We start from the raw sequence: 24,097 nt of genomic DNA on the forward strand, positions 1-24,097 counted from the left end.
TATCATGTTGAAAAGTGCGCTCTTGAGCAAGTTCCGCTGGATGGCCGGCGCCGTGCTGCTGCTGGCCACCGCTGCCAGCCACGCCGTCGATTTCAAGACGGTGGGCGCAGCTCCCGTCATCCTGTATGACGCGCCGTCCGCCAAGGGCGGCAAGCTGTACGTGGCACCCCGCGGCATGCCGCTGGAAGTCGTGCTCAGCTACGGCGAATGGGTCAAGGTCCGCGATGCCAGCGGCGAAATGGCCTGGACGGAAGCCAAGGGCCTGTCCGCCAAGCGCAACGTCGTGGCGCGCGCCGCGAACCTCAAGGTTCGCGCCAGCCCCGACGACAACGCCTCCCCCCTCATCCTCGTCGACAAGGGCGTGCTGCTGGAAATGAGCGAACAACCCAGCTCCGGCTGGGTCAAGGTGCGCCACAAGGATGGCCAGAGCGGCTACGTCAAGACCAGCGAAGTGTGGGGCCTGTAACGCTGTCCCGCGCCGCCCACCTTCCCCTTTGAGGTTGCATGCAAGTTTCTCCAGATACATCTCCCGTCGCCAGGACCGCGCCCTGCAAGATCACCGTGCTGGGCGCCGGCGCCTGGGGCACGGCTGTGGCCATGGCCCTGGCCGGCCGCCACGACGTGCTGCTGTGGGGCCGCAACGGCGACTCCATGGCCGCCATGGCCGCCAGCGGCGAAAACACCTACCTGCCCGGTTTCCCCTTGCCGCCGCAACTGCGCATCGGCGCCGATTTCGACGCCGCCGTGGCGCACGCCAGCGGTGATCAGGGCCTGTTGATCGCCGCCTGCCCCGTGGCAGGCTTGCGGCCCATGCTGCAGCAGTTGAAAGACCAGGCCATCCCCAACCTCGTGTGGCTGTGCAAGGGCTTTGAAGGCGGCACGGGCCTGCTGCCGCACCAGGTGGTGCAGGAAGTACTGGGCGACAATATCCCCGGCGGCGCCCTGTCCGGCCCCTCGTTCGCGCAGGAAGTGGCGCGCGGCCTGCCGTGCGCGCTGACCATCGCCTCGCGCAGCGCGGCCTTGCGCGCCAAGGTCGTCGCGGCCCTGCACGGCGGCACCATCCGCGTGTATGCCAGCGAAGACCTGGTGGGCGTGGAAGTGGGCGGCGCCGTCAAGAACGTGCTGGCGATTGCCACCGGCGTGGCCGACGGCCTGGGCCTGGGCTTGAATGCCCGTGCCGCGCTGATCACGCGTGGCCTGGCGGAAATCACGCGCCTGGGAACGGCCCTGGGTGGCCAGACGGAAACGTTCATGGGCTTGACGGGCATGGGCGACCTGATTCTCACCTGCACGGGCGACCTGTCGCGCAACCGCCGCGTCGGCCTGGGCCTGGCGCAAGGCAAGGCCCTCGACACCATCGTGGCGGAACTGGGCCACGTGGCCGAAGGCGTGCCCTGCGCCAAGGCCGTGCGCGAACTGGCGCGCCGCATGGGCGTCGACATGCCGATCACGAATGCCGTGGCCGGCGTGCTGTTCGACGCCGATTTGCCGCAGGTGATGGTGCAGCAGCTGCTGTCGCGCGATCCGCGCGCCGAGGCAGCCTGATAGATGGCTGGGCCGGGCCTAGCGTCCCGCCCTGGCCATCAAGATCGTCAGCAGCACCAGACTGTCCTCGCGCGCTTCCAGGGCATGGGCCTGGCCGCCGAGCAGGTACAGCATCTGCCCCGGCCCCAGCAGGTGCTCGCCGCCATGCGCCGTGACCGCCACCTGCCCTTGCAGGCACTGCAAGGTGATTTCTCCCAGCACATGATGCTCGGGCATGGTCTTGCCCTTAGGCATGCACATGCGGATCAATTCCAGTTCGTCCGTCTTGGCCAGCGCGATGGCGGAAAACTGCGACAGGTCGTCGCCGTCCCTGCGCAGCACGTCGATCACCTGTCCTGAACTTGCGTGCTCCAGTGCCATCATGTGCTCCTTCAGTAATTACTCGGTGCCTTCCTCCGGCTCTTTCGCGCCGCGCATCCACTCGACCAGCGGCCACGCATCCTTCAAGCCTTCCGCCAGCGCCGGCAGCAGCTGTTCCGGCGCATTCACCGGCAAGGGAATCTCGGTCCACACGAAAAAGCTCTTCAGCTTGATGAATTCGATATGCTCGGCATCGGCCTCGAAACCCTTGGGCGGGCGCTGCAGCTTGCCCTCGTTCTGGATGGTGCCGTAACGGGCCTTCAAGCGCTTATTCTTCAGCACTTTGGAAAAGCCTGGCGCATCGTTGACCATGTGTTCGCGCAGCGCCTTCAGGCGTCCCGGCGGCGGCATGTATTCGCCCGCGCCGAACAGCAGATTACCCTGGCCATCGATCTGCAGATAATACGTGGGGCCGCCCGCCTTGCTGGGACGGCGCATGTCGTTCGGCGCGATGGCGGCGGAAAAGCGCGTCTTGTACGGGCTCTTGTCGTGCGCAAAACGCACGTCGCGGTTGATGCGGAACAAGGCCTTTTTCGGATTGCAGTATTTCACGGCCGGGTCGAACTTGCCGAGTTCAGCAATGAGTGAAGTCACCAAGGCGAGGAATTCCTCGCGCAGGATGTCGTAACGGGGCTTGTTCATGACAAACCAGGGACGGTTGTTGTTATCGCTCAGTTCACGTAAAAATTGGGTCAAGTCACGCACATGCATGTGTCAGCTTCCGATCAGCAACTATTTGGAAAGCTCTTTCGGGATGGGGCGCTTGCCCACCACCACGTCGAGCGCCGCTTCGCGATTCTTGCGCAGCACCGTCATTTTAGCTTTTCCGCCGGGCGCCAGTTGGGCGATCAGGTTGAGCATTTCCGTCGTGTCGCCCACGGGCTTGCCATCGACGGCCAGCAGGATGTCGCCGGGCACGATGCCCGCCTTGTCGGCCGGGCCGTTGCGCACCACGCCGGCGATGATGGCGCCGCTGGAACGCTGCAGGCCGAAGCTTTGCGCCAGCTCGGGCGTGATGTCCTGCGTTTCCACGCCGATCCAGCCGCGCACCACGTGGCCATCCTTGATGATGGCTTCCATCACGGTTTTCGCCGTGGAGACGGGAATGGCGAAGCCGATGCCGACGGAGCCGCCGCTTTGCGAATAAATGGCCGTATTGATGCCGATCAAATTGCCGCGCGTATCGACGAGGGCGCCGCCCGAGTTGCCGAAGTTGATGGCCGCATCCGTCTGGATGAAGTTTTCAAAGCTGTTGATGTGCAGGTTGTTGCGTCCCAGCGCAGAAATGATGCCCATGGTCACCGTCTGGCCCACGCCGAAGGGGTTGCCGATGGCCAGCACCACATCGCCCACGCGCGCCAGTTCCGACTGGCCCAGGACGATGACGGGCAGCTTGTCGAGGTCGATCTTGATGACAGCCAGGTCCGTCTCCGGGTCCAGGCCGACGATCTTCGCGGGCGCCTTGCGGCCATCCGTCAGCACCACTTCGATTTCATCGGCGCCTTCGACCACGTGGTTGTTCGTCAGGACGTAGCCTTCATGGCTGACGATGACGCCGGAACCGAGGCTGTTGCGCAGGTCGTCGTCGTCGTCGAGGCCGGGATCGCGGTCGCCGAAGAAACGCTTGAAGAAGGGATCGCGGGCCAGCGGATGGGCGCCGCGCTTGGGCACTTGCAGAGTGAGGATGTTGACGACGGCGGGCATGGCGCGCGCCGCCGCGTCGCGGTAGGAGCCGGGCGCCAGGCTGCTGGACGCCGTTTCCACCACGGGCACCGGCTTGGCCGGCGAGCCCAGCTGCTGCACCCGGCTGGCGGGGCGCAGCGCGCCGTAGACAAAGTACAGCGCCAACGCGATGGTCACGGTTTGCGCAAACAACAACCAGAATCGTCGCATAGGGCTCTCTGTCCAGGTCAGCCGGCCCGGTGCCGGTCCGGCTTATTTTGCCAGATCGTTGCTTTTCTGTCCGTTCTGCTGCAGCGAGTCGCGGATTTCGCGCAGCAGCACGATGTCTTCCGGCGTGGCCGGCGCCGGTGCCGGTGCGGCCGGCTCGCTGCGGCGGGCCTTGTTCATCAGGCGCACCATCTGGAAGATGATGAAGGCGAGGATGACGAAGTTGAGCAAAATGGTAATGAAATTACCGTAGGCCAGCACGGCGCCCGCTTTTTTCGCTTCCACCAGGGTCATGGTGGTGGCCTGGCCGTTCAGGGGCAGGTAGTAATTGGCGAAATCGAGACCGCCGAAAATGCGCCCGATGGGCGGCATGATGACGTCTTGCACCAGGGAATCGACGATCTTGCCGAAGGCACCACCGATAATGACACCGACCGCCAGATCGACGACGTTGCCCTTCATTGCAAATTCTTTGAATTCTTGCATCATTGCCATGAATTTCTCCTTCGGGTATGTATAAAAAACATGCCGATCATACTATTGATTCCCATCGCCACCAACTTGCGGTTGCGTGCGAGGCCCATTCTGGCACAGCCGCGCGCATCTAGTTCGAAAGAACTAGCCACCTCCTGCAAAAGTATATAAATTATGGTACAAGCAACGTTTTTGTTTTATTCGTTGTTTGCTTCACTTATAATTTGCGGTTGCCAGAAGTGACTTTTTCGCTTCCGGATAATCAACAAGAAACTGGCACGGGCTGCGCCATTGGCCGAAGTTCCGCAGGGATGTTGCCACTTTACCGTACAAAGATGCGGGTTGCGGCAAACAGTGGGAAAGAGCTTCGGCGACGGTTTTTCGCGGCTGCCACTCATAATAAAGATTCGCATTTTGACTGATTGGGGTTTGCATGAGTAACGAAAAGCAGGTCGATTCAGGCCGTCGCGGCTTGCTCGTCGCCACGTGCGCGGCGGGCAGTGTAGTTGGATTGGCAACCGCGGGAGCCTTGGTAAGCACCTTCCAGCCGTCGGAGCGCGCGAAAGCGGCTGGCGCGCCGGTCGAAGTAGACATCACCACCTTGCAACCCGGCGAAATGCGCACCGTCGAATGGCGCGGCAAGCCGGTCTGGATCCTGAAGCGCACCCCGGAGATGGTCGCCTCGCTGAAAAAAACGGACGACAAAGTCGCCGACGCCGATTCCCAACGCAACCCCGCCGAATTCACGCCGCCGTACTGCATGAACGAATGGCGCTCCATCAAGCCTGAAATTCTCGTCGCCGTCGGCATCTGCACCCACCTGGGCTGCTCCCCTTCCTCGAAATTTACCCCCGGTCCGCAACCGTCGCTGCCCGATGACTGGCAAGGCGGCTTCCTGTGCCCTTGCCACGGCTCCACCTTCGACATGGCAGGCCGCGTGTTCAAGAACAAGCCGGCGCCGGACAACCTGCAAGTGCCGCGCCATATGTACCTGAGCGACACCAAACTGCTGATAGGTAAAGACGAGAAAGGCGAGGCTTGATCATGGCTGCTTTCAAAGAAACGAAATTTCCCGCCGATGCGCCCGTCGCCGAAAAAGCCCTGGGCTGGGTGGATGACCGCTTTCCCCTGACCAAGCTGTGGAATGACCAGTGGGGCAAGTACTACGCACCGAAAAACTTCAATTTCTGGTACATCTTCGGCTCGCTGGCCATGCTGGTGCTGGTGCTGCAGATCGTCACCGGCATCTTCCTGACCATGCACTACAAGCCGGATGCGGCCCTGGCCTTCAATTCCGTCGAATACATCATGCGCGAAGTGCCGTGGGGCTGGCTGGTGCGCTACATGCACTCGACGGGCGCCTCGGCCTTCTTCATCATCGTCTACCTGCACATGACGCGCGGCCTGCTGTACGGCTCCTACCGCAAGCCACGCGAGCTGATCTGGCTGTTCGGTTTCGCCATCTTCCTGTGCCTGATGGCCGAAGCGTTCTTCGGCTACCTGCTGCCATGGGGCCAGATGTCGTACTGGGGCGCGCAAGTGATCGTCAACCTGTTCGGTGCCATCCCCTTCATCGGCCCTGACCTGTCGCTGTGGATCCGCGGCGACTACGTCGTCTCCGACGCCACCCTGAACCGCTTCTTCGCCTTCCACGTGATCGCCATCCCGCTGGTCCTGCTGGGCCTGGTTGCAGCGCACTTGATCGCCCTGCATGAAGTCGGCTCGAGCAATCCGGACGGCATCGAAGTGAAGGAAAACCTGGGCGCCGACGGCCACCCCGTCGATTCCATCCCGTCGCACCCGTACTACACCGTGCACGACCTGTTCGGCGTATCGATCTTCCTCGTCATCTTCAGCGCCGTCGTCTTCTTCGCGCCGGAAATGGGTGGATATTTCCTGGAATACAACAATTTCCTGCCAGGCGATTCCCTGAAGACGCCGCTGCACATCGCGCCAACGTGGTACTTCACGCCGTTCTACTCGGTGCTGCGCGCCACCACGGCCGACTTCATGTACGTGCTGATGGCTGCCGTGGCCGCCTATGTCGTGTTCATCTGGCTCAAGTCGCGCCTGTCGACCAAGGTCAAGGCCGCCATCGCCGTCATCGCCCTGGTCGCCATCGTCGGCATGCTGCCGCAGGTGCTGGACGCGAAATTCTGGGGCGTCGTATTCTTTGGCGGTTCCGTCGTGATCCTGGCCTTCCTGCCATGGCTCGACCATTCGCCCGTGAAATCGATCCGTTACCGTCCGACCTGGCATAAATACATCTATGCCATCTTCGGCCTGTCGTTCCTGGTGCTGGGCTACCTCGGCACCCAGGCGCCGACGGATACGAAGACCATCGTGTCGCAAGTGTGCACCCTGATTTACTTCAGCTTTTTCCTGCTGATGCCATGGTGGAGTGCAATGGGCAAGTTCAAGACCGTGCCGTCGCGTGTGACGTTTCACCCGCACTAAGCCGATCCCACGCCACGCTCAAAGGACATACATCATATGAAGATTGCAAAAAAACTGCTCGCCATCCTGGCACTCGTGCCCGTCATGGCCCTCGCCAGCGAAGGCGGCTTTCCGCTCGACAAGGCGCCCGACCGCCAGACCAACATGGCAGCGCTGCAGCATGGCGCCAAACTGTTCGTCAACTATTGCCTCAATTGCCACTCTGCCGTGTCGATGCGCTACAACCGCCTGCGCGACCTGGGCTTGACGGAAGACCAGATCAAGCAGAATCTGCTGTTCACCAGCGATAAAGTGGGCGACCTGATGACGACGGCCCTGGCGCCGCAGGATGCCAAGGCCTTCTTTGGCGTCGTACCGCCCGATTTGTCGGTAATTTCGCGCGCAAAATCATCTTCCGCTGGCACTGGCGGCGACTACCTGTATACTTACCTGCGTACGTTCTATAAAGACGACACTCGTCCGACCGGCTGGAACAATATGGTCGTGCCGAATGTTGCCATGCCGCATGTGTTATGGGAATTGCAAGGTATCCAGACTGCCAAGTTCGTGGAAGAGAATGATCCGCACGAAGCGGGCAAGAAAATCCACAAATTTGTCGGCTTCGAACAAGTCAAGCCAGGCACGTTGAACAAGATCGAGTATGACACTGCGGTAGCCGACCTGGTCGGCTACATGGAGTGGATGGCCGAACCGGCACAGCAGACACGCAAGCGCCTGGGCGTGTGGGTGCTGCTGTTCCTGTCGGCTTTTGCTCTGCTGGCATGGCGCCTTAACGCGTCGTTCTGGAAAGAAGTCAAATAAGTGAGGCGCCGGCCGAAGGCCGGTTGGTGCCTGTTTCTGCGTTGTCCGCACGAGTGGACAAGCGACCTGGGGTGAGCCGTTCGCGGCTTCACCCCCTTTGTTTCTAAGGAACTATAAAAAATGATGGTTCTCTATTCGGGTACAACCTGCCCATTTTCGCAACGCTGCCGCCTGGTCCTGTTTGAAAAAGGCATGGACTTCGAAGTGCGCGACGTCGACCTGTTCAACAAGCCGGAAGACATTTCGACCATGAACCCGTACGGCCAGGTACCTATCCTGGTCGAACGCGAACTGATCCTGTATGAATCGAACATCATCAACGAGTACATCGATGAGCGCTTCCCGCATCCGCAACTGATGCCGGCCGATCCGCTGATGCGTGCCCGCGCGCGCCTGATGCTGTTCAATTTCGAAAAAGAACTGTTCGTGCACGTGCACGTGCTGGAAAGCGAACGCGCCAAGAGCAACGACAAGGCCCACGACAAGGCGCGCGCGGAAATCCGCGACCGCCTGACGACGCTGGCACCGCTGTTCCTGAAAAACAAGTACATGCTGGGCGACGAATTCTCGATGCTCGACGTGGCTGTCGCGCCGCTGCTGTGGCGCCTGGACCACTACGGCATCGAACTGTCGAAGACGGCTGCACCGCTGATGAAATACGCCGAACGCATCTTCTCGCGTCCTGCCTACATCGAAGCGCTGACGCCATCCGAAAAAGTGATGCGCCGCTAAAAGATATCCCCATAAAGCTGCTGCGCAGCCCGCTCTCGACTTGGCGTTACTCGCCGTACTCAAGTACGGCTGCGTTACTCAAGCCGATATCGGGCTTGCTCGCGACGCTTTCTGGGGCATCTCGGGCCATGTGTTAAAGTTGTTTTTGCGCTGTCCCAGTCTTTTGAACTACCGGTGCGCCCGCCTCATGCTGACGGGGGCGCTCCCGCCTCACCGTGCCTACCATGTCTGAAATCTCAACCAAACCTTATATGCTGCGCGCCATCTACGAGTGGTGCACCGACAGCGGCTACACGCCTTATCTCGCGGTCAAAGTCGATTCGCGCACCACGGTACCGATGGAATACGTGAAAAAGGGCGAAATCGTGCTCAACATCAGCTTCGGCGCCACCAGCGGCCTGAAGATGGACAACGACGCCATCCGCTTCCACGCCCGCTTCGGCGGCGTCTCGCGCGAAATCTACGTACCGGTCGACAACGTGATGGCCATCTACGCCAACGAAAACGGCCAGGGCATGGCTTTCGAGCCCGTGCTGGGCAACGATGACCCGGACGCGCAACCGACGGACAGCCCCGCCTCCGCCGACGTGCCGCCGCCCGTGCTCGCCCCCGCCGCCAGCGCCCCGACCCTGTCGTCCGTGCCGACCAGTTCCCCCGAACAACGCGACAACGCCACGCCCGGCGACGACGAGCCACCAAAAAAAGGCGGCCGCCCGACACTGACACGCATTAAATAGCGTATAATTCGCAACGCGCAGTTTTTGCCGACTTAGCTCATTTGGTAGAGCAGTTGATTTGTAATCATCAGGTGGCCAGTTCGAAACCGGCAGTCGGCACCAGAATTCAGCAGTAAATCAAAGGGTTACCCGCTTCGGCTGGTAGCCCTTTTTTGTTTTCCCCTGCCGGCAGGACGCTCCCTTCAATGCTGAAGCGCATCGCCATCGGGACAAACCGCCGCATGATGGCCCATTGCTGCACCGCGCCATGACGGCCAGCGCGTTTAGGCGCAGTATGGACTTGCTTGCGAAGAACAAGCTTTCGATGTCTGGCGTTCCTACCTGGGGAAACATCATGTCCGCACATACTTACAAGCTCATCGAACTGGTCGGCACGTCGACCGAGAGCAGCGATCAGGCGATATGCGATGCCATTGCCAAGGCGGCGCTCACGGTCAAGCACATGGACTGGTATGAAGTGACCGATTCGCGCGGGCATATCGTCGACGGCAAGGTGGCCCACTTCCAGGTCACGCTGAAGGTCGGCTTCCGGCTCGAATAGGGCCAGGCGGCATGGGCGGCACCGGCGTGCGCCCTCTCACCGCCGCCCGGCCGCTCCCCGGCTCTCCAGCCACTCCCGCCCGCCGGCCTCCAGCGCGGCCTGAATGACCTGGTCCGGCAGGCTGTAGACGGTCGCCCAGCTGGCGCGACCGTCCTGCATGTTGGCGGGGAAGCTGTGCGTCTCGATGGGCCAGTGGTATTTGCGCTTCAGCGCCTTGACGATGGCGGCCAGCGAGACGCGGCCTTGCAGGGGTTCCGCGCCGGACTGGTCGTGGTTTGACAGCAGCACGGCCAGGACCTGGCCGCGGCCCGTGCGGGCGCCGGGGAAAGTGGGGGTTTTGTTTGCCATCGCCTATTCTAACGGGCTTGCGCGCCGATGCCGCCACCTGGCGCACCTTTGAGGCAGCGCAAGCGTCGCTCAGGCATGGCGGCCAGGATAGGGGTTTCGCCAGGCGTGCCGGCGCCCCTCCGGCAGCCTGGGCTCGCTACCAGGGGCACAGGAGAACATCATGCACAGCCTGAACATCCAAGCCATGCAATGGCAGCCCGTCGCCGACATTTCCGCCGTCCAATCCCTGCAAACCGATGACCTGGCCTGCTTTCGCGAGCTGCGCGACGTGCTGCAGCGCTACGGCGCGCTCGAGCGCTTCGGCATCTCGCTGATCCACCGCCATTTCGACATCGCCGACGATGAGGAAATGATGGAATACACGGATGCGCAGCAGCGCATCCTGACGATAAAACCTGTCAAGAAAAGCGACATCGACTGGGAGAATACGACGATTACCAACTGGAAACTGACGGAAGGCGACGAGGTGGCGCGCATCGGCTGCGGCTGTGCGCGCAATTCGGGCGGCCACCTGGGCTATCACCGGGGCACCTGAGGCCGGCCGCTGCCGCGGCGTCGGCCTTTCTTACACTTGGCCCCTTCCAGTCCAGCCCGCTTTGCGCAAGTGGTTGATTCGCCATGTTTTTTTCGTGTGGCACGCAAGCTGCTTATCACGGTCTACGAGATGAATTCAGGCAAGCAGTCCTGGATCGCTCCCCCGGATTTCCCCTCCGACTATGACTACGATAATGAGGCTGCGATGAACGTCGATCACACACGAAGCAAGGCCCTGGGCTGGCTGGGCATCCTGGCCGCCGCCGGCTGGCTGGCCAGCGGCCAGGCGCAGGCGGGCGCGTACGGCCTGGCGGTCAATGAACTGAACAATTTCCGCATCACCACCAGTGCCGGCTCCCTGTCGCTGACGGGCGCCAACCGCAATGCCAGCGACAGCGCCTTCTTCGAGGGAGGCGTGGCCGTCAATCCGCGCGCCGTCAATACGGGCCCGGCAGCCGATGCCGACGTGCCGCAAGTGTGCTCCGGCAGCGGCTGCGCAGGCTTGCCGCAAAACCGCTACGCGCCCACGCCCAGCTCCGTGCTGGAATTTGCCCGCGGCGATGCGCATTCCTTCGGCAACTTGCTCACTAGCACGGGTGCCACCGTGCAATCCGTATCGGAAGCCCGGCGCGACACGGTGGGCGCCGCCACCGCCACGGCCGGCGACACGCTCACCGGCTCGATCAACCTGACCCTGTCGAGCGCCGGCTTCATCACTTTCAGCTTCATGGGACGGCGTGACCTGCGCACCAGCGTGACAACGATGGGCGACAAGTCGAACGTGTCGATCATGGATATCTTCAATATTTCCTGCAATGCCGCCAGCCCCGCCGGCTGCCTGTCGCATGCGAATGCCGATGGCGTGATCTTCCAGTTCGCCCCCGATGGCGACCCGAATAACGGCAGCGACATCAATGGCAACCATGCGGTCGGCAGCCTGGACCCGTTCAGCCTCAACATGACGGCCGGCACCAACGATCCCGCCACCTCGCGCGCCTTCACGAACGGCTTTGCGATGTTTTCACTGACGTCGAATTTCGCCCTGCCCGCCGGCAGCTATACCCTGAATTTTTCCAAGTCCACGCGCACCGACATCGTCGTCCTGGACCCTCCTGCGGTGCCCGTGCCGGCCACCCTGCTGCTGCTGGGCACGGGCCTGGCGGCCCTGGCCTTCACGCGCCGCCGCCTGCCGCAATAAGCTGCGGCACGGCAAACGACACGCGGCGCCTCCTCAGGCGTCGCGTGTCGTCGTGCCAGCTGCGGCGTTTAACCGAGCCGCGCCAGCGCCTGGCGCGCCAGGTGCAGCTGCTGCAGATAATAACGGTGCAGCACGGCCGGATCGCCCAGGTCGCGCCCGAGTATCAAGCGCAGCTCGCTGCCCGGACAATCGGCGGCCAGCACCTGCACCTGGCTGCCCAGCCGGCGTGCCAGCTGGCGCGCCGCCTGTTCCTGCGCGGGCCGGTATTCGACGCGCGTGCGCGCCACCTGGAACGATGCGTCATTGCCCAAGCGCACCACCTGCACGGCAGCGCCGGACAGACTGCGCGCCAGCGCGGCGGCCATGCCGGGCACGCCGTTGCCGTTCAGGATTTCCAGGCGCGGACGCGCCACGCCGGCCGCAGGCGTCGCGGCTACCCCGGGCGCCAGCGCGGCAACGGGCGCGCCGGGCGCCGCCGCCGGCACGCGCCGCAGGCGAGCCATGCCGTCGCTCTGGATGATGTCGATGCGCGCCATGGCCGGGGCTTCCTGCACCGGCGCCAGCGCTTGCACCGACGCGGACGCGGGCGCCAGCTCCTCGCCGCGCAACAGGGCCGCATCGCGCCGCAAGTCGTGCTCCTGCAGACTCTGCGCCTGGCGCCGCATGACGGCGGCGCGCTCGTGCTGCCCCAGGCGCTCGAGCACCTGCGCCAGGTGCTGCCAGGCCAGTGCATTCAAGGGATCGAGCAGGCAGGCCTGTTCCAGCGCCGGCAGGGCCAGCGCGTCGCGGCCGCTCAGGGCATACGCATGACCCAGGTTGCTGAACAAATAAGCCTGCTGCGGGCGCGGCGTGCCCGCCTCCTGCGTCAGGGCCAGCCAGTGGGCGATCGCCGCCGCATGCTCGCCCCGCTGCGCGTGCAGCACGGCCAGGCCGTTGCGCGCATGCACGTGGCGCGGCGCACTGCGCAAGGCCAGTTCATAGGCCGCTTGCGCGGCGGGCAGATCGCCCGCGTCGAAATGCCGGCGCCCCGCCACGTAGGCGGCATCGGCGTCGGACGGCGGCGCCAGCAGCGGCGCGTGCGCCACGTGGCTGGCACAGGCGCCCAGCGCCAGGCAGGCACTGGCGGCGGCCAGGCGGGAAATCGTCAAGCGCATGGTGGCTCCTTTCAGCGGTTGGCCATGGCCGGCACGAGCACGCGATAGACTTCGATCACGGCCGGTCCCATGAGCACCAGCATGAGGGTGGGAAAGACGCAAAAAATCAGGGGGAACAGCAGTTTCAGGGCGATCTTCGCCGCCGCTTCCTCGGCCAGCAGGCTGCGCTTGCCGCGCAGGTTTTCCGAATGCACGCGCAGCGAGTCGCCCATGCTGGTGCCGAAGCGCTCCGACTGGATCAGCATGGCGACGAGGGTGTCGACGTCTTCCACGCCGCTGCGCAGGGCCAGGTTGCGCAGCGCCTTTTCCTTGGAAAAGCCGGCGCGCATTTCCATCAGCACCAGCTGCAATTCCTGCGCCAGCACCATGCTCTTGATGTGGATCTCGCCCGACACCTTCACCAGCGCGCGCTCCAGGCTCAGGCCCGCCTCCACGCACACCGTCAGCAGGTCCAGCGCGTCGGGGATGTTTTCAAAGATGTCGCGCTGGCGCCGCCTGGCCGTGCTGGCCAGGACCAGGTTCGGCAGGTAATAGCCGACGGTGGCGCTGACGCACAGCAGCAACAGCAGCACGCTGCGCAGCTGCGCCGCCATGGCGCTGGCCGCGTACAGCCCCAGCGCGGTGGGAAACAGCAGGGCCAGCACGGTTTTCGCCGCGAAGTACAGGGCCGGCGCGCTGGCCTGGCGCCAGCCGGCGTTCATGAAGCGCGTGCGCAGCGGCGAGCGCTCCCAGCCCTCTTCCGGCAGCGACAATTTGCTGAACGGCTGCGCCACGCGGGCCACGCGCTCGACCCAGCCATTTTCCACCACCACGTCGCTGGCGGCAGGCGCCGTGGCGCCGAACAGGCGCTGGCGCAGGGCACTGGGGAAGAAGATCAGCCACGCCAGCAGGGCCAGCGCCACCACCACGGCGAAGACGATCAGCAGGAACAGCAGTTGCGAACCGGTCATGATGTGTTTCCTCTCTCATCGGGGGCGCCCTCAGATGCGGATGCGGATCACCTTGCGCATCCAGACGACGCCCAGCGCCACCATGCCGGCCGCGTACCACAGCAATTTGATGCCGCTGGGGTCCGTCCACAGCAGGCGGATGTATTGCGGATTGACGACCGTCATGACGCCGATCATCACCACCGGCATCAGGCCCAGCACCCAGGCCGACATGCGCCCCTCGGCCGACAGCACGCGCACCTGTCCCAGCAGTTTCAGGCGGGCGCGGATGATGCGGGCGATGCTGACCAGCACCTCGGCCAGGTTGCCCCCCGATTCGCGCTGCACCAGCACGGCGATGACGAGGTAGCGCAAGTCCGTCAGCGGAATGCGCGCGGCCAGGTTCTGCAGCGCCTCGTTCATCGGCACGCCGTAATTGATCTCTTCGTGCGCCATCTTGAATTCGCCGCTGATCGGTTCGTTGAGTTCATCCCCCACCATCTGCAGCACGTTGGAAAACGAGTGCCCGGCCCGCAGCGCGCGGGCGAGGAAATCGGCCGCCTCCGGCAGCTGCGCCTCGATCTTCTGCAGCCGCGCCGCGCGCGCCCGCAGCACGAGCAGGAGCGGCCCGCCGCCCGCCACGCCCAGCAGCAGCAAGGCGCCCGGCACCGGCATGGGCCAGGCGGCCAGCAGCAGCAGGGCCGCCAGCAGCAGGCCGCCGGCGCCGCAGAGGAACTGCGCCACCGACCAGGACAGGCCCGATTGCAGCAGCAGGCGGTCCAGCTGCGCCGCCTGCGGCACGCGCCGCAGCAGCCGCTCCAGGCCAGGCGCCTGCGCATAGCGGCGCTGCTTGAGGATGGAGACGCGCTCGCCGCCCGCCTCGCCGCGCGCCGCCATCAGGCGCAAGCGCCGGTTGATGCGCCGCGCCGCGCTGCCATGCGTGCCCGACCACCACAGCCACGCCCCTTCCACCAGCAGGATGCAGGCGGCAAACAGCAGCACGGCAAAACCGTAGAACACGAGGTCCATGACACCTCCATCAAACACATAGTCAAACTGCCGCGGGCGGACGTGATGTGCGGCCGGGAAGCGCAGCGGTGCTTTGCCACAGCGGGCATCCAAGGCCGCAAGGCGCGCCGCGCAGCCGGTGTTTCATTCGTAGATGCGGTCCGGGTCGAACACCGTGTCCGGCACGGGCGCGCCGAACATGCGCAGGCGTTCCGTAAAGCGGGGCCGCACGCCGGTGGCGCAGAAGTGGCCCAGCACCTTGCCCGCGGCATCGACGCCCGTCTGCTCGAAGCGGAAGATTTCATGCATGGCGATGATGTCGCCTTCCATGCCCGTCACTTCCTGCAGGCTGACCAGCTTGCGCGCGCCATCCGTCAAGCGCGACACCTGCATCACCACCGTCACGGCGGAACAGATCTGCTGGCGCGTGGCGCGCGGCGTCAGGTTCACATTGGCCATGCCGACCATGTTTTCCAGCCGCGCCAGTGCGTCGCGCGCCGTGTTCGAGTGGATCGTCGCCAGCGATCCCTCGTGGCCCGTGTTCATCGCCTGCAGCATGTCGAGCGCCTCGGCGCCGCGCACCTCGCCCAGGATGATGCGGTCGGGGCGCATGCGCAGGGCGTTGCGCACCAGCGCGCGCTGGCTCACCTCGCCCTTGCCCTCGATGTTGGGCGGGCGCGTTTCCAGGCGCACCACGTGCGGCTGGCGCAGCGCCAGTTCGGCCGCATCCTCGATGGTGACGATGCGCTCGCTGCCGGGGATGAAGGCCGACAGCACGTTGAGCAAGGTCGTCTTGCCGCTGCCCGTGCCGCCCGAGATCAGGATGTTGACCTTGGCTTGCCCCAGCGCCTGCAGCACCTGCACCATGGGCGGCGTCAGGCTCTTGTAGTCAAGCAGGTTGGCGATGCTCAAAGGCTGCACGGCGAAGCGGCGGATGGACAAAATCGGTCCATCGACGGCCAGCGGCGGGATGATGGCATTCACGCGCGAGCCGTCCGGCAGGCGCGCGTCGACCATCGGACTCGATTCATCGACGCGCCTGCCCACGCGCGAGACGATCTTTTCGATGATCTTCATCAGGTGCGCATTGTCGTGAAAGGTCACGTCCGTCAGCTGCAGCCGCCCGCCCCGCTCCACATACACCTTGTCGCAGGTATTGACGAGGATATCGGACACGCTGGCGTCGGCCAGCAGGGGTTCCAGCGGGCCGAAGCCCAGCATCTCGTGCTGGATGTCGAGCACCAGGCTATGCCGCTCGTGCTGGTTCAGCACGATGCGCTCTTCCTCGATCACGCGCTGCACCAGCAGCGCCAGCTCGTGCTTGAACTGTTCCGCCGTCAGGCGCTTCAGCCGTTCCAGGTCGATACGGTCGAGTATCGTCTGGTGCATGGTCTTTTTCAGTTCCTGGTAGGCGTGCAGCGCCAGCGCCCCCTGCCCGTTGCTGGCGGGGCGTGCCGTTTCATTTGCCGCCAGGCGTTCGCGTAAAGTCATCTCGGCTCCCATGATGGCTCCCGGCGGGAGCCTTGTGCAGTACCTGCGCCTGCCGTGCCTAGGCTTCGCTACGGCTGAACAGGCGGTCGAACAGGCCGCGGCTTTCCGTCACGCGGCGCGCCGTCACCAGTTCCACCAGCTCGGCCAGGCTGCGCGCCACGGCGCTGGTGCGCGACAGCTGCAGCAGCGGAATGCCCTGGTTGACGGAATCGGTGGCGGCCAGGTAATCGTTGGGCACCGTGTGCACCACTTCCGCGCCCAGCGCCTGTTCCAGGTCGGCCAGGCGCAGGCGCCCGCCCTTTTCATAGCGGTTGACGATCAGGCGCAGGCGCTCGCCCGGATAGCCGAGCGAACGGAAGATGTCGAGCAGGCGGCGCCCGTCGCGGATGTCGGGCAGGGCCAGCTGCAGCACCGGATAGATGGCGTCGGCGTTGTCGAGCGCGCGCAGCGACAGGGCATCGATCTGGCGCCCCACGTCGAGCACGATGTAATCGTAGTGCTGGCGCGCCACGGCGAGGATGCGGTCCATGTGCTCGGGCTGCATGTCGACCTTGTGCGCCGGATCGTCGGCCGCCGCCAGCACGCCGAAATTGGGCGTCACGTGCACCAGGCACGAGGCGAGGAAGGCGCCGTCCATGCGCGCGATCTGCGCGCAGATGTCGGACAGGGTCATGGCCGGCTTCTGGTCCGAGACGTACAAGGTGGCGTCGCCGAACTGGCCGTGCAGGTCGATCAGCAGCACCTTGCAGCCGGCCAGGCTGGCCAGCGCGTAGGAAAAATTCGTCGACAAAAACGTGGCGCCGCTGCCGCCCTTGCACGAGATGAAGGCGAGGACTTTACCGTCGCGCATCTGCGTCACGCCGGCCTGGATATCGACCCGGTCCATCGCCTCGTGGAAGGCCTTGTGCACCAGCGGCAGCTGCAGCACTTCGCGCATGCCGGCGCGCATGGCGCGGATCAGCACATCCTGCTGCTGGCCGCGCGTGAGCAGCATCAGCACGGCCAGCGGATACTGGCGCGCCAGCCGTTCCAGCAGGTCGGCCTCGTCGGCTTCGATGCCGCTGGCGTCGACGATCACCAGCTCCGGCGCCTCGGGCAGCATGCGCTCGACGGCGTCGCGCAGGCCGCCGCGCCGCTCCAGCAGGCGCAGCACGGGCATGCGCGCCGCGCCCTGCGCGGCGATTTCATCGTGCAGGCTGGCGTCGCGGCTAATCATCAAGGCTTTCATCGCACTTCCTCGCTTCCTTCAGGTCAACACGTTCGGCTGCGCCCGGCCAGCGGCGCCCATTCAGGGACAGAAATCCGGATTGTCCGGATAGCCCAGCGACTCGGCCACCGCCATGGTGGCGCCGCTGGGCAAGCGCACGGCGCCCGCGCCGGAGGGAAACATCACCCCCAGCAAGGGCAGCATGGGCCGGTACGGCACGCTGTCGCAGCGCCCGCCGTCGCCGGGCAGGCACAGGCGCGCGCGCACGAAGCGGATGCAGCTGGCGCCATGCGGATCGTTCAGGCAATTGATGCGGTTGCGCTGCGGGCAGCCCGGCATCACCGTCACCGGCAGCGCGGCCAGGGCGGCGCCGCTGGCGCCCTGCGACAGGTAGTCGATGCGCACGTGGGCGTCGCTGATGCCGCCGCCCAGCGGCAAGGTGCCGGGCGTGGCGCGCAGCACGGCGCGCGTGCGCACGGCTTGCAGGGCGGCGACGTTGCTGAAGTCGGTGACGGCGGCATCGTGCGCCGCGCGCCGGGTGATCTCGTGCACCATGTGCCACACGTACACGGCGCGCGCCAGTTCCAGCATGGCGAATACGAAGAAAAAGAACAGCAGCGCCAGCATGGCGAACTCGACGGCGAAGACGCCGCCCTGGCGCTGCCGGCGCGGGAGCAGGTTAATTAACATAGCGCAAGGTCGCGTTGGCACGCACGGGGATGGGCGCCAGCTGCGGCAGCCACTTGCGCGTCAGCTCGGGCAGGAAATCAACGGGCATGTCCACGGCCACCTTGATGCGCACCTGCAGCGGCGGCGTTGCATAGGTCCCGCAACCGTAGGAATCATCGGCATACACGCATTCCACGACGACCCTGGCAGCCTCCATTTGCGGCCAGCTTTCCGCCATGGCATCGGCCACCATCTGCCGGGCAAACGCGACACCCTGGCTGGCCGTGCCGATGCTGGCCATCTGCGGCAGCGGCATGGTGGCCAGGTAGCGCGCCGCATCGTGGGTACTTTTCTGCAGGGCCGTGTACACCAGCAGCGCGCGGCCGAACAGCAGCACGAAGGGCAGCAGCCCCATGAAAAACAGCAGGATCAGGGCCAGCTCGATGGCGGCGACACCGCCCTGGCGGCATGGCGCGCGGCTGCGGGGCATCATGGCAGCAGCTCCGCGGGACCGAGCAGCGCGCCCTCGGCCACCAGGCCCGCAAATTCGGCGCTCAGCACGCCATTCGTGGCCGGCGCCGTCATGAAGAAGCGGCCGATGCCGCGCACCTGCGCCAGCACGTCGCTGCCGGCCGGCACGGGACAGGCCAGCAGCGCGATGTGCAGCAGGCGCCGCTGCGCCATGCCCGTGTTGCCCGTCGGCGCCGTCTGGTAGGCCAGCGTCAGGTAGGGCGACTTATCGGTGGGATAGCTGGACTTGGCGGCCGGCGCGGCAGGCAGGGCCGGATACAGCTTGGCCCAGTCGCTGGTGGCAAACGGCAGGTAGCCGCCGGCGGGCTTGACGCTGCTGTACTTGGCCGCCCTGGCGAACGACCACAGCGGTCCATAGCTGCCGACGCCGGGCGGGGTCGCGTTCGATTCCGGATCGGCCACGGACAGCAGCGGATTGCCCGTGCTCAGGGCGCTGGGCGCGTCGGGCGCATTCGTCATCCACCAGTTGCTGGCCGTATTCGGGTAGGCGCGGATATTCGTGTCGGGCGGCGCCGTGACGGGATGGCAGCCGCTGCCCGCATGCTGGTTGAAACGCGCATTGAAAGCTGGCCACAGCGCGGCGGGAAAGGGCCGGTGCACGTGCACGGCGGCGCTGCCGATGCGCGGGTACAGCACCGTGCCGCTGCAGACAAACGGCAGCACGCTGGCATCGCCCACCTCCATCGCGGGGCCCAGCACGCCCGGCTGGCCCAGCGGATTGAGGATGAAATGTTCGGGCGCCGGGCCGTGCGGATTGAGCTTCAACAAGTTATACGCCACGCCGCGGCGAAAGCCGTACTCCAGCAGCTCGACGGCCGGCAGCAGCGCCGCATTCGTGCGCGGGCTGGCCGGGCTGGCCGACAAGGCGCAGATGGCCAGCGGCGTCAGGTGCAGGCTGGTACGGCCCGCCACGGCGCGCGCGCCCGTGTCGAGCGTGCGCAGGGCCGGCGACCAGGCGCCCAGGAACGCCGTCGCCACCCGCCCCAGCGACGGTGCATTGGCCTGCGTATCGATGCGCACGAACAGCGCCGTGGCGGCATCGGGCACGCTGCCCGCCGCATGCCACGCGCTGGCGGGCGCGTCCGGTGCGCTGGCGAAACGGATACTGGCGTCCGACAGGGTGGCGCCCTCCATGCGGCGGCGCCACGCGCTCTTGTCGGCCGCACTGTGCTTGGCCTTGTCCACGGCAGCGAGCAAGCCTTCGGGCGTGCCCACCAGTTCGGCGGCTGCCGCCAGCGCCGCGTTGTCGGCCAGGTTCTGCAATTCCGTCTTGCGGCCGATGACTTGCCCCACGTCGAGCGCCAGGCCGATAAAGCCCAGCACCAGGATGAGCAGGATGGAAAAGGCGATCAGCATCGCCCCGCGCTGGCGGCGTCTATTTTCCATTGCCGCTCCCCAGCATGAACTGCACCGGCGGCAGGGCTTGCCCGTTCGGCTCGGCAAACGAGGCGCGGTAGCGCTGCATGACGGCCTGCGCGCTGGGGCCGTCGAGGCCGTCTGCCGGCGCGCGGCGCGCGGCGCTGGCCGGATAGCGCACCTGCTGCGCCATGGCCAGACGCACGGCGTCGCCAAAACGCTGGTCCAGCTGGGGCGTGCTGCTGTGCGCGCAGGCGGCCAGCTGCAGCGCGGCCAGCAGCGCGGCCAGGCGCCGCAGCGAGGTCACAAGCGATGTCGGCATGGCGTGTCTCCCGGTCTCATGGCAAGGCGATCATTTCAACTCGAAGCCGCCGTCCACGCGCGGCGCGGGCACGGCGGGCGCGGCCAGCGGCAGCGTCCCTTCCATCTTGCCGCCCAACAGCAGCTGCGTGCGCGACGGCGGCGCCAGCTGCGCCGTCGGCAGCACGGCCTCGGCGGGCAAGGGTTTCACCAGGTGGGCGGTGATGACGAACAGCAGCTCCGTGCGGTCGTGCTGGAAATCCGTGCTGCGAAACAAGGCGCCGAGGATGGGCACTTCGCTGAGCCACGGCACGCCCGTGATGTTGCTCACCTGGTTGTTCTTGATCAAGCCGCCGATGGCGTAGCTCTGGCCGTCATACAGCTGTACCGTGGTCGAGGCGCGCCGCGTGGTAATCACGGGCAGGATCGAGCGGCCGCTGACGCCGGCGGCGGAAATGCCCACGCCTTCGCGCGACAGTTCCGACACTTCCGGCGCCACCTTCAGATTGATGCGCCCGCCCGACAGCACGGTGGGCGTGAAGCGCAGGCCGACGCCATATTCGCGCTCTTCCAGCGTGATCTTGTTGTTGTCCTGGCCGACGGGAATGAAGATCTTGCCGCCGGCCAAAAAGCTGCCTTCCTGCCCGCTGATCGCCATCACCGTCGGCTCGGCCAAGATGCGCACCAGACCATCCTGCTTCTGCGCCTCGATGGTCAGCTGCTGGCCATTCGACTTGCGCACGTCGAGCAAGCCGTTGGCCGTGCCGCTCAAGAAATTCGACAGCAGGGTGGTGGCCCAGCTGCCCGAGGCGAAGCGCAAGGTGGCGCCCACTTCCAGCCGCTCCAGCAGGGACTTCGACACTTCGGCGATCTGCACGGCCAGCATCACCTGCTGCGGCGCGCTGACGTCGAGCATATTGATGATGCGGCTGCCCGCGCCGCCCGCGCCGCCGGGGGCAGCGGCCGCGACCGGCAAGGCGGCGCCGTCGGCGGGCTTGGGCAGCGCCAGCGGCACCGTGGCGCGGCGCACGTAGGCGTGCGCCAGTTCGGTGGCGCGCAGCACCGCGCCCGCATCCTGCACCGTGCCCGACAGCACCAGGGTATCGGCCACGGCCGTGACGCGGATGGCTTTTTCTTCCGGCATCAGGGCCGCCAGGGTCATTTGCAGGCCGGCCGGGTCCATGCTGACGCTGACGTTGACGACGCTGCAGGCGCCACTCTTGCCCTGGATAATCATGTTCGTGCTACCCACGTCGACGCCCACCACGTACAAGGTGTCGGGCGCCACCAGCATGGCTTGCAGCACGGCCGGATTGCCGACGCTGCGGGCCAGCACGGCCTCGGGCAGGCGCAGCATGCTCGACTTGCCCACGTGCAGCTGCAAGTTGCCGGGCGTGGCCGCTTCGCCGCCGCAACGGGGGCCGGGTTCGGCCGCGGCGCCGGCGAGCGGCAGCAGGCAGCATAAAGTCAGCAGGGCGCGGTTCATGAGCGTGTCCATGGTTGATCCGGGGCGGAAAGCTAGAAACATTCGCGCGACTGGCGCGTCCCATCGATGACGCCGCTGCACTGGCGCGGCGGCTCCGGCGGCGCCTTCGCCACGCGCACGGGACGCGGCGCCACGGGCACGGCGGCCGCAGGTGGCGCGGCCGGTGCCGGGTCGGCGTCGTGCGGCCCGCCCAGCAGGGTCAGCTTGGTGGCGCCCGCCGTCACGCCCGGCTGCGGGTCGACCTGGTTGCGCAGCACCAGCGACAGGCTGCCCACGCTGCGCGCCAGGTCCAGGTTTTCCGCCTGTTCCGGCGTCACTTCCAGGGTCACCGCATTGACGACGCGCGGCTTGGTCTCGTCGCGCCCCACTTCCTGCGCCACGGCCAGCACGAGGATGCGTTCGAGGACGATCTTGGAAATGTTGCGGCTCTGGGGAAAGGCGCGGTCGCCGGCATCCTGCTGCGTGCTGACGATGATGTCGACATAGTTGCCCGGCAGGGCGAAGCCGGCCACGCCGATCACGTCGTTGACGCGCACGGTGATGGCGCGCCGCCCTTCCGTGATCAGGGCCGACAGGCCGCCCAGGGTGCCGGCCGGCGCCAGCTTGGCTTCGCTCAGCGGCTCGCCGCGCAGCACGCTCGTCTTCAGCACCCGTCCCGCCAGCGGTGCCGGGTCTGGCAGCGCGCCCTGCGGCAGGCTTTCCGCCGGCCATTCGGCCAGGCGCAGCATCTCGGGCGTCAGGCGCTGTCCCAGGTTGACATCGCTGGCGGCGACGACGATCTTGCCCTTGCCGGCAGGCGTCTGGCGCAGCAGCCAGTGCGAGGCCAGCAGCACGGCCAGCAGGCCCAGCACGATTGCCATGGCCATCATCAGCAGGGCGCGGCGGTCTTTCATGCGATACGCTCGCACAGGCTGGCAGCCGGCATGTCGCAGCTGGCAAACAGGCTGTTCCACGCCTGCTCCAGCGTGGCCACCGTCAGGCACGCCTCGCTGCCGGCAAAGCCGGCGAAATCGGCGATGCGCGCCAGCAGTTCGCGGGGATAACTGGCCAGCAGGGGCCGCCCCTGCGCGCCATGCAGCTGCATCAAATGATTGAGGACCAGTTCGTCAAAGGCGATCTCCGCCAGCCGGCACTGCTGGCGGAACAGGGCGCGATAGGCGCCGTCGCCCAGCGGCCCCACCTGCACCTTGTAGCCGATGCGGCGCAGCAGGGAGGCGTCCAACAGCTCGCCCGGCGCCATGCTGGTCGCCAGCACGAGAGCGCTGTCGAACGGCATGCTGATCTGCATGCCGCCTGGCAAGCCCAACTGGTCGACGCCGCGCGCCAGCGGCTGCATCAGCCGCGTCAGCAGTTCCGGCGCGCCGAGGCGCTGGCGGCCCAGGTCATCGATGATCAGCATGCCGTTATTCGCCCGCACATGGGATGGCGCCTGGTAGCAGCCGCCGCTGGCGTCCTGGCGCAGTTCCAGCATGCCCGCGTCGAGCTCGGCGCCCACGTGGATCACGGGACGCTGGCACAGCACCCAGCGGATGTCCGTGCTGCGCCGCTCCAGCGCCTGGCGCGCATGGCTGACGTGCTGCGGCGCCGGCGGCAGGTGCTGCGCCGCATCGTACAGCTGGATGATGTCCTGGCCGACGACGATGGCGTAGGGCACGGCGACCAGGCCGTGCAGCAATTGTCCCAGTTGCAGCGCCAGGGTCGACTTGCCGCTGCCGGGCGGGCCGTACAGCAGCAGCGAACGCCCCGAATGCAGGGCCGCGCCCACCAGGTCGAGCATGCCCGGCCCCGCGTGGGCGCCACCGAGCACGGCCGCCAGGTCGTCGCTGGCGACGCGCTGCGCCTGTGCCTGCCACGACTGGCGCGCCACCATGGCGCGGTAGGCGTCCAGGGTGACGGGCGCGGCGCCGATGTAGGCGCAGCGCTCGATGAAGGCACTGGCGCGCTGCTTGCCCGCGCCCGTCAGCTGGTATTGCACGTCGATCTCGGACTCGCCGCGCCAAGCCACTTCCGCCATCTGTTCCGTGACCATAAAATCGATGACTTCGCGCAAGACATTGATCGACAGGCGCAAGCGCGTGGTCAGCACGGACAGGTGCGTCTTGCCGCTCACAAACATGAGCTTGGCGATCAGCTCGACCACCAGCTGGCGCTCCAGGCCCGTCTCGCGCAGGCTCTTCGGCTGCGGCGGGAGGGGCGGCATCAGGTTCGCGTCGGCGGGGCGCGGCATACTTTCGGTGGTGAAATAGTCGACCTCGGTCATGCTTTGTCTCCAAGCCGGTTAAGACTGCATTGCACAGATTTCATTCTAGCGAGCGGGGACCGGCGCCCATTGATCAAGAGCAATGAATA

27 protein-coding genes and 1 tRNA gene are annotated in these 24,097 nt (G+C 65.8%); 11 read left to right on the plus strand and 17 right to left on the minus strand.

Features of this window, described 5'->3' with window-relative positions:
• Positions 1-4: 4 nt before the first annotated feature.
• Complete coding sequence (locus tag AC07VL_RS04220; protein ID WP_494804717.1) at positions 5-466, plus strand: SH3 domain-containing protein; 462 nt, start codon at positions 5-7, stop codon at positions 464-466.
• A 38-nt stretch (positions 467-504) separates the two neighbouring features.
• A complete protein-coding gene (locus tag AC07VL_RS04225; RefSeq protein ID WP_494804718.1) occupies positions 505-1,545 on the plus strand; it encodes an NAD(P)H-dependent glycerol-3-phosphate dehydrogenase in 1,041 nt (346 codons plus the stop codon).
• A gap of 18 nt (positions 1,546-1,563) precedes the next feature.
• Here the strand turns inward: AC07VL_RS04225 and AC07VL_RS04230 are convergent, their stop codons facing one another.
• Genes AC07VL_RS04230 through mscL form a run of 4 tightly spaced genes read right to left on the minus strand, consistent with a single transcriptional unit; the run spans position 1,564 to position 4,290 of the window.
• Positions 1,564-1,908 (minus strand): cupin domain-containing protein, encoded by a 345-nt coding sequence (locus AC07VL_RS04230; protein WP_494804719.1) that lies wholly within the window; start codon positions 1,906-1,908, stop codon positions 1,564-1,566.
• Positions 1,909-1,923: 15 nt separating this feature from the next.
• On the minus strand, positions 1,924-2,616 hold the full coding sequence (locus AC07VL_RS04235; protein ID WP_494804720.1) for a DUF2461 domain-containing protein: 693 nt from the start codon (positions 2,614-2,616) through the stop codon (positions 1,924-1,926).
• Positions 2,617-2,637: 21 nt separating this feature from the next.
• Entirely contained in the window at positions 2,638-3,798 is a 1,161-nt protein-coding gene (locus tag AC07VL_RS04240; RefSeq protein ID WP_494804721.1) for a Do family serine endopeptidase, read from the minus strand.
• Positions 3,799-3,840: 42 nt separating this feature from the next.
• A complete protein-coding gene (gene mscL, locus AC07VL_RS04245) occupies positions 3,841-4,290 on the minus strand; it encodes a large conductance mechanosensitive channel protein MscL (protein WP_494804722.1) in 450 nt (149 codons plus the stop codon).
• Positions 4,291-4,702: 412 nt separating this feature from the next.
• Here mscL and petA point away from each other — a divergent pair, with 412 nt between their 5' ends.
• The 7 genes from petA (at position 4,703) to AC07VL_RS04280 (ending at position 9,537) form a co-directional block, all read left to right on the plus strand.
• A complete protein-coding gene (petA, locus tag AC07VL_RS04250; protein ID WP_290603221.1) occupies positions 4,703-5,311 on the plus strand; it encodes a ubiquinol-cytochrome c reductase iron-sulfur subunit in 609 nt (202 codons plus the stop codon).
• A gap of 2 nt (positions 5,312-5,313) precedes the next feature.
• Entirely contained in the window at positions 5,314-6,726 is a 1,413-nt protein-coding gene (locus AC07VL_RS04255) for a cytochrome b (protein ID WP_494804723.1), read from the plus strand.
• A 36-nt stretch (positions 6,727-6,762) separates the two neighbouring features.
• A complete protein-coding gene (locus AC07VL_RS04260; protein ID WP_494804724.1) occupies positions 6,763-7,527 on the plus strand; it encodes a cytochrome c1 in 765 nt (254 codons plus the stop codon).
• A 120-nt stretch (positions 7,528-7,647) separates the two neighbouring features.
• A complete protein-coding gene (locus AC07VL_RS04265; protein WP_010394154.1) occupies positions 7,648-8,259 on the plus strand; it encodes a glutathione S-transferase N-terminal domain-containing protein in 612 nt (203 codons plus the stop codon).
• Between the two features lie 224 nt (positions 8,260-8,483).
• Positions 8,484-8,996, plus strand: coding sequence for a ClpXP protease specificity-enhancing factor (locus AC07VL_RS04270; protein ID WP_494804725.1), 513 nt, complete (start codon positions 8,484-8,486; stop codon positions 8,994-8,996).
• Positions 8,997-9,022: 26 nt separating this feature from the next.
• Positions 9,023-9,098, plus strand: a tRNA-Thr gene (locus AC07VL_RS04275).
• A 232-nt stretch (positions 9,099-9,330) separates the two neighbouring features.
• Entirely contained in the window at positions 9,331-9,537 is a 207-nt protein-coding gene (locus AC07VL_RS04280) for a dodecin (protein WP_494804726.1), read from the plus strand.
• A 36-nt stretch (positions 9,538-9,573) separates the two neighbouring features.
• Here the strand turns inward: AC07VL_RS04280 and AC07VL_RS04285 are convergent, their stop codons facing one another.
• Positions 9,574-9,885 (minus strand): hypothetical protein, encoded by a 312-nt coding sequence (locus AC07VL_RS04285; RefSeq protein ID WP_494804727.1) that lies wholly within the window; start codon positions 9,883-9,885, stop codon positions 9,574-9,576.
• A gap of 160 nt (positions 9,886-10,045) precedes the next feature.
• On the opposite strand from AC07VL_RS04285, the gene AC07VL_RS04290 reads away from it, so the two are divergent.
• Entirely contained in the window at positions 10,046-10,420 is a 375-nt protein-coding gene (locus tag AC07VL_RS04290; RefSeq protein WP_290603226.1) for a hypothetical protein, read from the plus strand.
• Positions 10,421-10,624: 204 nt separating this feature from the next.
• Entirely contained in the window at positions 10,625-11,617 is a 993-nt protein-coding gene (locus AC07VL_RS04295) for an EDSAP-1 family PEP-CTERM protein (protein WP_494804728.1), read from the plus strand.
• A gap of 68 nt (positions 11,618-11,685) precedes the next feature.
• On the opposite strand, the gene AC07VL_RS04300 is transcribed toward AC07VL_RS04295, so the two are convergent.
• The 12 genes from AC07VL_RS04300 to AC07VL_RS04355 all read right to left on the minus strand — a co-directional run bounded on the left by AC07VL_RS04300 (position 11,686) and on the right by AC07VL_RS04355 (position 24,008).
• Complete coding sequence (locus AC07VL_RS04300) at positions 11,686-12,771, minus strand: LytR C-terminal domain-containing protein (protein WP_494804729.1); 1,086 nt, start codon at positions 12,769-12,771, stop codon at positions 11,686-11,688.
• Between the two features lie 11 nt (positions 12,772-12,782).
• The gene (locus tag AC07VL_RS04305) at positions 12,783-13,721 is read right to left on the minus strand and encodes a type II secretion system F family protein (RefSeq protein WP_494804730.1); all 939 of its coding nucleotides are present in this window, start codon (positions 13,719-13,721) and stop codon (positions 12,783-12,785) included.
• Positions 13,722-13,751: 30 nt separating this feature from the next.
• Positions 13,752-14,729: a type II secretion system F family protein gene (locus tag AC07VL_RS04310; protein WP_494804731.1), complete on the minus strand. Its 978-nt coding sequence runs from the start codon at positions 14,727-14,729 to the stop codon at positions 13,752-13,754.
• Between the two features lie 123 nt (positions 14,730-14,852).
• Entirely contained in the window at positions 14,853-16,199 is a 1,347-nt protein-coding gene (locus tag AC07VL_RS04315; RefSeq protein ID WP_290603231.1) for a TadA family conjugal transfer-associated ATPase, read from the minus strand.
• 58 nt (positions 16,200-16,257) lie between these two features.
• Positions 16,258-17,427 carry a CpaE/TadZ family protein gene (locus AC07VL_RS04320; RefSeq protein WP_494804732.1) on the minus strand — a complete coding sequence of 390 codons (1,170 nt, stop codon included), beginning with the start codon at positions 17,425-17,427 and terminating at the stop codon, positions 16,258-16,260.
• 60 nt (positions 17,428-17,487) lie between these two features.
• Positions 17,488-18,096 (minus strand): TadE/TadG family type IV pilus assembly protein, encoded by a 609-nt coding sequence (locus tag AC07VL_RS04325; RefSeq protein WP_494804733.1) that lies wholly within the window; start codon positions 18,094-18,096, stop codon positions 17,488-17,490.
• Positions 18,086-18,568 carry a TadE/TadG family type IV pilus assembly protein gene (locus tag AC07VL_RS04330; RefSeq protein WP_494804734.1) on the minus strand — a complete coding sequence of 161 codons (483 nt, stop codon included), beginning with the start codon at positions 18,566-18,568 and terminating at the stop codon, positions 18,086-18,088. The genes AC07VL_RS04325 and AC07VL_RS04330 overlap by 11 nt, the downstream gene beginning before the upstream one ends.
• Entirely contained in the window at positions 18,565-19,992 is a 1,428-nt protein-coding gene (locus AC07VL_RS04335) for a pilus assembly protein TadG-related protein (RefSeq protein WP_494804735.1), read from the minus strand. Before AC07VL_RS04335 ends, AC07VL_RS04330 begins: the two co-directional genes overlap by 4 nt.
• Positions 19,982-20,284, minus strand: a complete 303-nt coding sequence (locus AC07VL_RS04340) for a hypothetical protein (protein WP_494804736.1) — start codon at positions 20,282-20,284, stop codon at positions 19,982-19,984. Before AC07VL_RS04340 ends, AC07VL_RS04335 begins: the two co-directional genes overlap by 11 nt.
• A gap of 30 nt (positions 20,285-20,314) precedes the next feature.
• Positions 20,315-21,760: a type II and III secretion system protein family protein gene (locus AC07VL_RS04345; RefSeq protein ID WP_494804737.1), complete on the minus strand. Its 1,446-nt coding sequence runs from the start codon at positions 21,758-21,760 to the stop codon at positions 20,315-20,317.
• Between the two features lie 20 nt (positions 21,761-21,780).
• Entirely contained in the window at positions 21,781-22,641 is an 861-nt protein-coding gene (gene cpaB / locus AC07VL_RS04350; protein WP_494804738.1) for a Flp pilus assembly protein CpaB, read from the minus strand.
• The gene (locus AC07VL_RS04355) at positions 22,638-24,008 is read right to left on the minus strand and encodes a DUF8689 domain-containing protein (protein ID WP_494804739.1); all 1,371 of its coding nucleotides are present in this window, start codon (positions 24,006-24,008) and stop codon (positions 22,638-22,640) included. Before AC07VL_RS04355 ends, cpaB begins: the two co-directional genes overlap by 4 nt.
• Between the last annotated feature and the right edge of the window lie 89 nt (positions 24,009-24,097).

It is taken from the genome of Janthinobacterium sp. GW821-FHT03C08, from assembly GCF_059420905.1.

Bases quoted from the DNA above. Each gene is read 5' to 3' on its own strand.
- AC07VL_RS04260 (WP_494804724.1), top strand. From the start codon at position 6,763: ATGAAGATTGCAAAAAAACTGCTCGCCATCCTGGCACTCGTGCCCGTC.
- AC07VL_RS04220 (WP_494804717.1), top strand. From the start codon at position 5: ATGTTGAAAAGTGCGCTCTTGAGCAAGTTCCGCTGGATGGCCGGCGCC.
- AC07VL_RS04345 (WP_494804737.1), bottom strand. From the start codon at position 21,760: ATGGACACGCTCATGAACCGCGCCCTGCTGACTTTATGCTGCCTGCTG.
- AC07VL_RS04295 (WP_494804728.1), top strand. From the start codon at position 10,625: ATGAACGTCGATCACACACGAAGCAAGGCCCTGGGCTGGCTGGGCATC.
- AC07VL_RS04310 (WP_494804731.1), bottom strand. From the start codon at position 14,729: ATGGACCTCGTGTTCTACGGTTTTGCCGTGCTGCTGTTTGCCGCCTGC.
- AC07VL_RS04240 (WP_494804721.1), bottom strand. From the start codon at position 3,798: ATGCGACGATTCTGGTTGTTGTTTGCGCAAACCGTGACCATCGCGTTG.
- AC07VL_RS04355 (WP_494804739.1), bottom strand. From the start codon at position 24,008: ATGACCGAGGTCGACTATTTCACCACCGAAAGTATGCCGCGCCCCGCC.
- AC07VL_RS04255 (WP_494804723.1), top strand. From the start codon at position 5,314: ATGGCTGCTTTCAAAGAAACGAAATTTCCCGCCGATGCGCCCGTCGCC.
- AC07VL_RS04320 (WP_494804732.1), bottom strand. From the start codon at position 17,427: ATGAAAGCCTTGATGATTAGCCGCGACGCCAGCCTGCACGATGAAATC.
- AC07VL_RS04340 (WP_494804736.1), bottom strand. From the start codon at position 20,284: ATGCCGACATCGCTTGTGACCTCGCTGCGGCGCCTGGCCGCGCTGCTG.
- AC07VL_RS04290 (WP_290603226.1), top strand. From the start codon at position 10,046: ATGCACAGCCTGAACATCCAAGCCATGCAATGGCAGCCCGTCGCCGAC.
- AC07VL_RS04325 (WP_494804733.1), bottom strand. From the start codon at position 18,096: ATGTTAATTAACCTGCTCCCGCGCCGGCAGCGCCAGGGCGGCGTCTTC.
- AC07VL_RS04315 (WP_290603231.1), bottom strand. From the start codon at position 16,199: ATGACTTTACGCGAACGCCTGGCGGCAAATGAAACGGCACGCCCCGCC.
- AC07VL_RS04305 (WP_494804730.1), bottom strand. From the start codon at position 13,721: ATGACCGGTTCGCAACTGCTGTTCCTGCTGATCGTCTTCGCCGTGGTG.
- AC07VL_RS04265 (WP_010394154.1), top strand. From the start codon at position 7,648: ATGATGGTTCTCTATTCGGGTACAACCTGCCCATTTTCGCAACGCTGC.
- AC07VL_RS04230 (WP_494804719.1), bottom strand. From the start codon at position 1,908: ATGATGGCACTGGAGCACGCAAGTTCAGGACAGGTGATCGACGTGCTG.
- AC07VL_RS04235 (WP_494804720.1), bottom strand. From the start codon at position 2,616: ATGCATGTGCGTGACTTGACCCAATTTTTACGTGAACTGAGCGATAAC.
- AC07VL_RS04335 (WP_494804735.1), bottom strand. From the start codon at position 19,992: ATGGAAAATAGACGCCGCCAGCGCGGGGCGATGCTGATCGCCTTTTCC.
- AC07VL_RS04285 (WP_494804727.1), bottom strand. From the start codon at position 9,885: ATGGCAAACAAAACCCCCACTTTCCCCGGCGCCCGCACGGGCCGCGGC.
- AC07VL_RS04280 (WP_494804726.1), top strand. From the start codon at position 9,331: ATGTCCGCACATACTTACAAGCTCATCGAACTGGTCGGCACGTCGACC.
- cpaB (WP_494804738.1), bottom strand. From the start codon at position 22,641: ATGAAAGACCGCCGCGCCCTGCTGATGATGGCCATGGCAATCGTGCTG.
- mscL (WP_494804722.1), bottom strand. From the start codon at position 4,290: ATGGCAATGATGCAAGAATTCAAAGAATTTGCAATGAAGGGCAACGTC.
- petA (WP_290603221.1), top strand. From the start codon at position 4,703: ATGAGTAACGAAAAGCAGGTCGATTCAGGCCGTCGCGGCTTGCTCGTC.
- AC07VL_RS04225 (WP_494804718.1), top strand. From the start codon at position 505: ATGCAAGTTTCTCCAGATACATCTCCCGTCGCCAGGACCGCGCCCTGC.
- AC07VL_RS04300 (WP_494804729.1), bottom strand. From the start codon at position 12,771: ATGCGCTTGACGATTTCCCGCCTGGCCGCCGCCAGTGCCTGCCTGGCG.
- AC07VL_RS04330 (WP_494804734.1), bottom strand. From the start codon at position 18,568: ATGATGCCCCGCAGCCGCGCGCCATGCCGCCAGGGCGGTGTCGCCGCC.
- AC07VL_RS04270 (WP_494804725.1), top strand. From the start codon at position 8,484: ATGTCTGAAATCTCAACCAAACCTTATATGCTGCGCGCCATCTACGAG.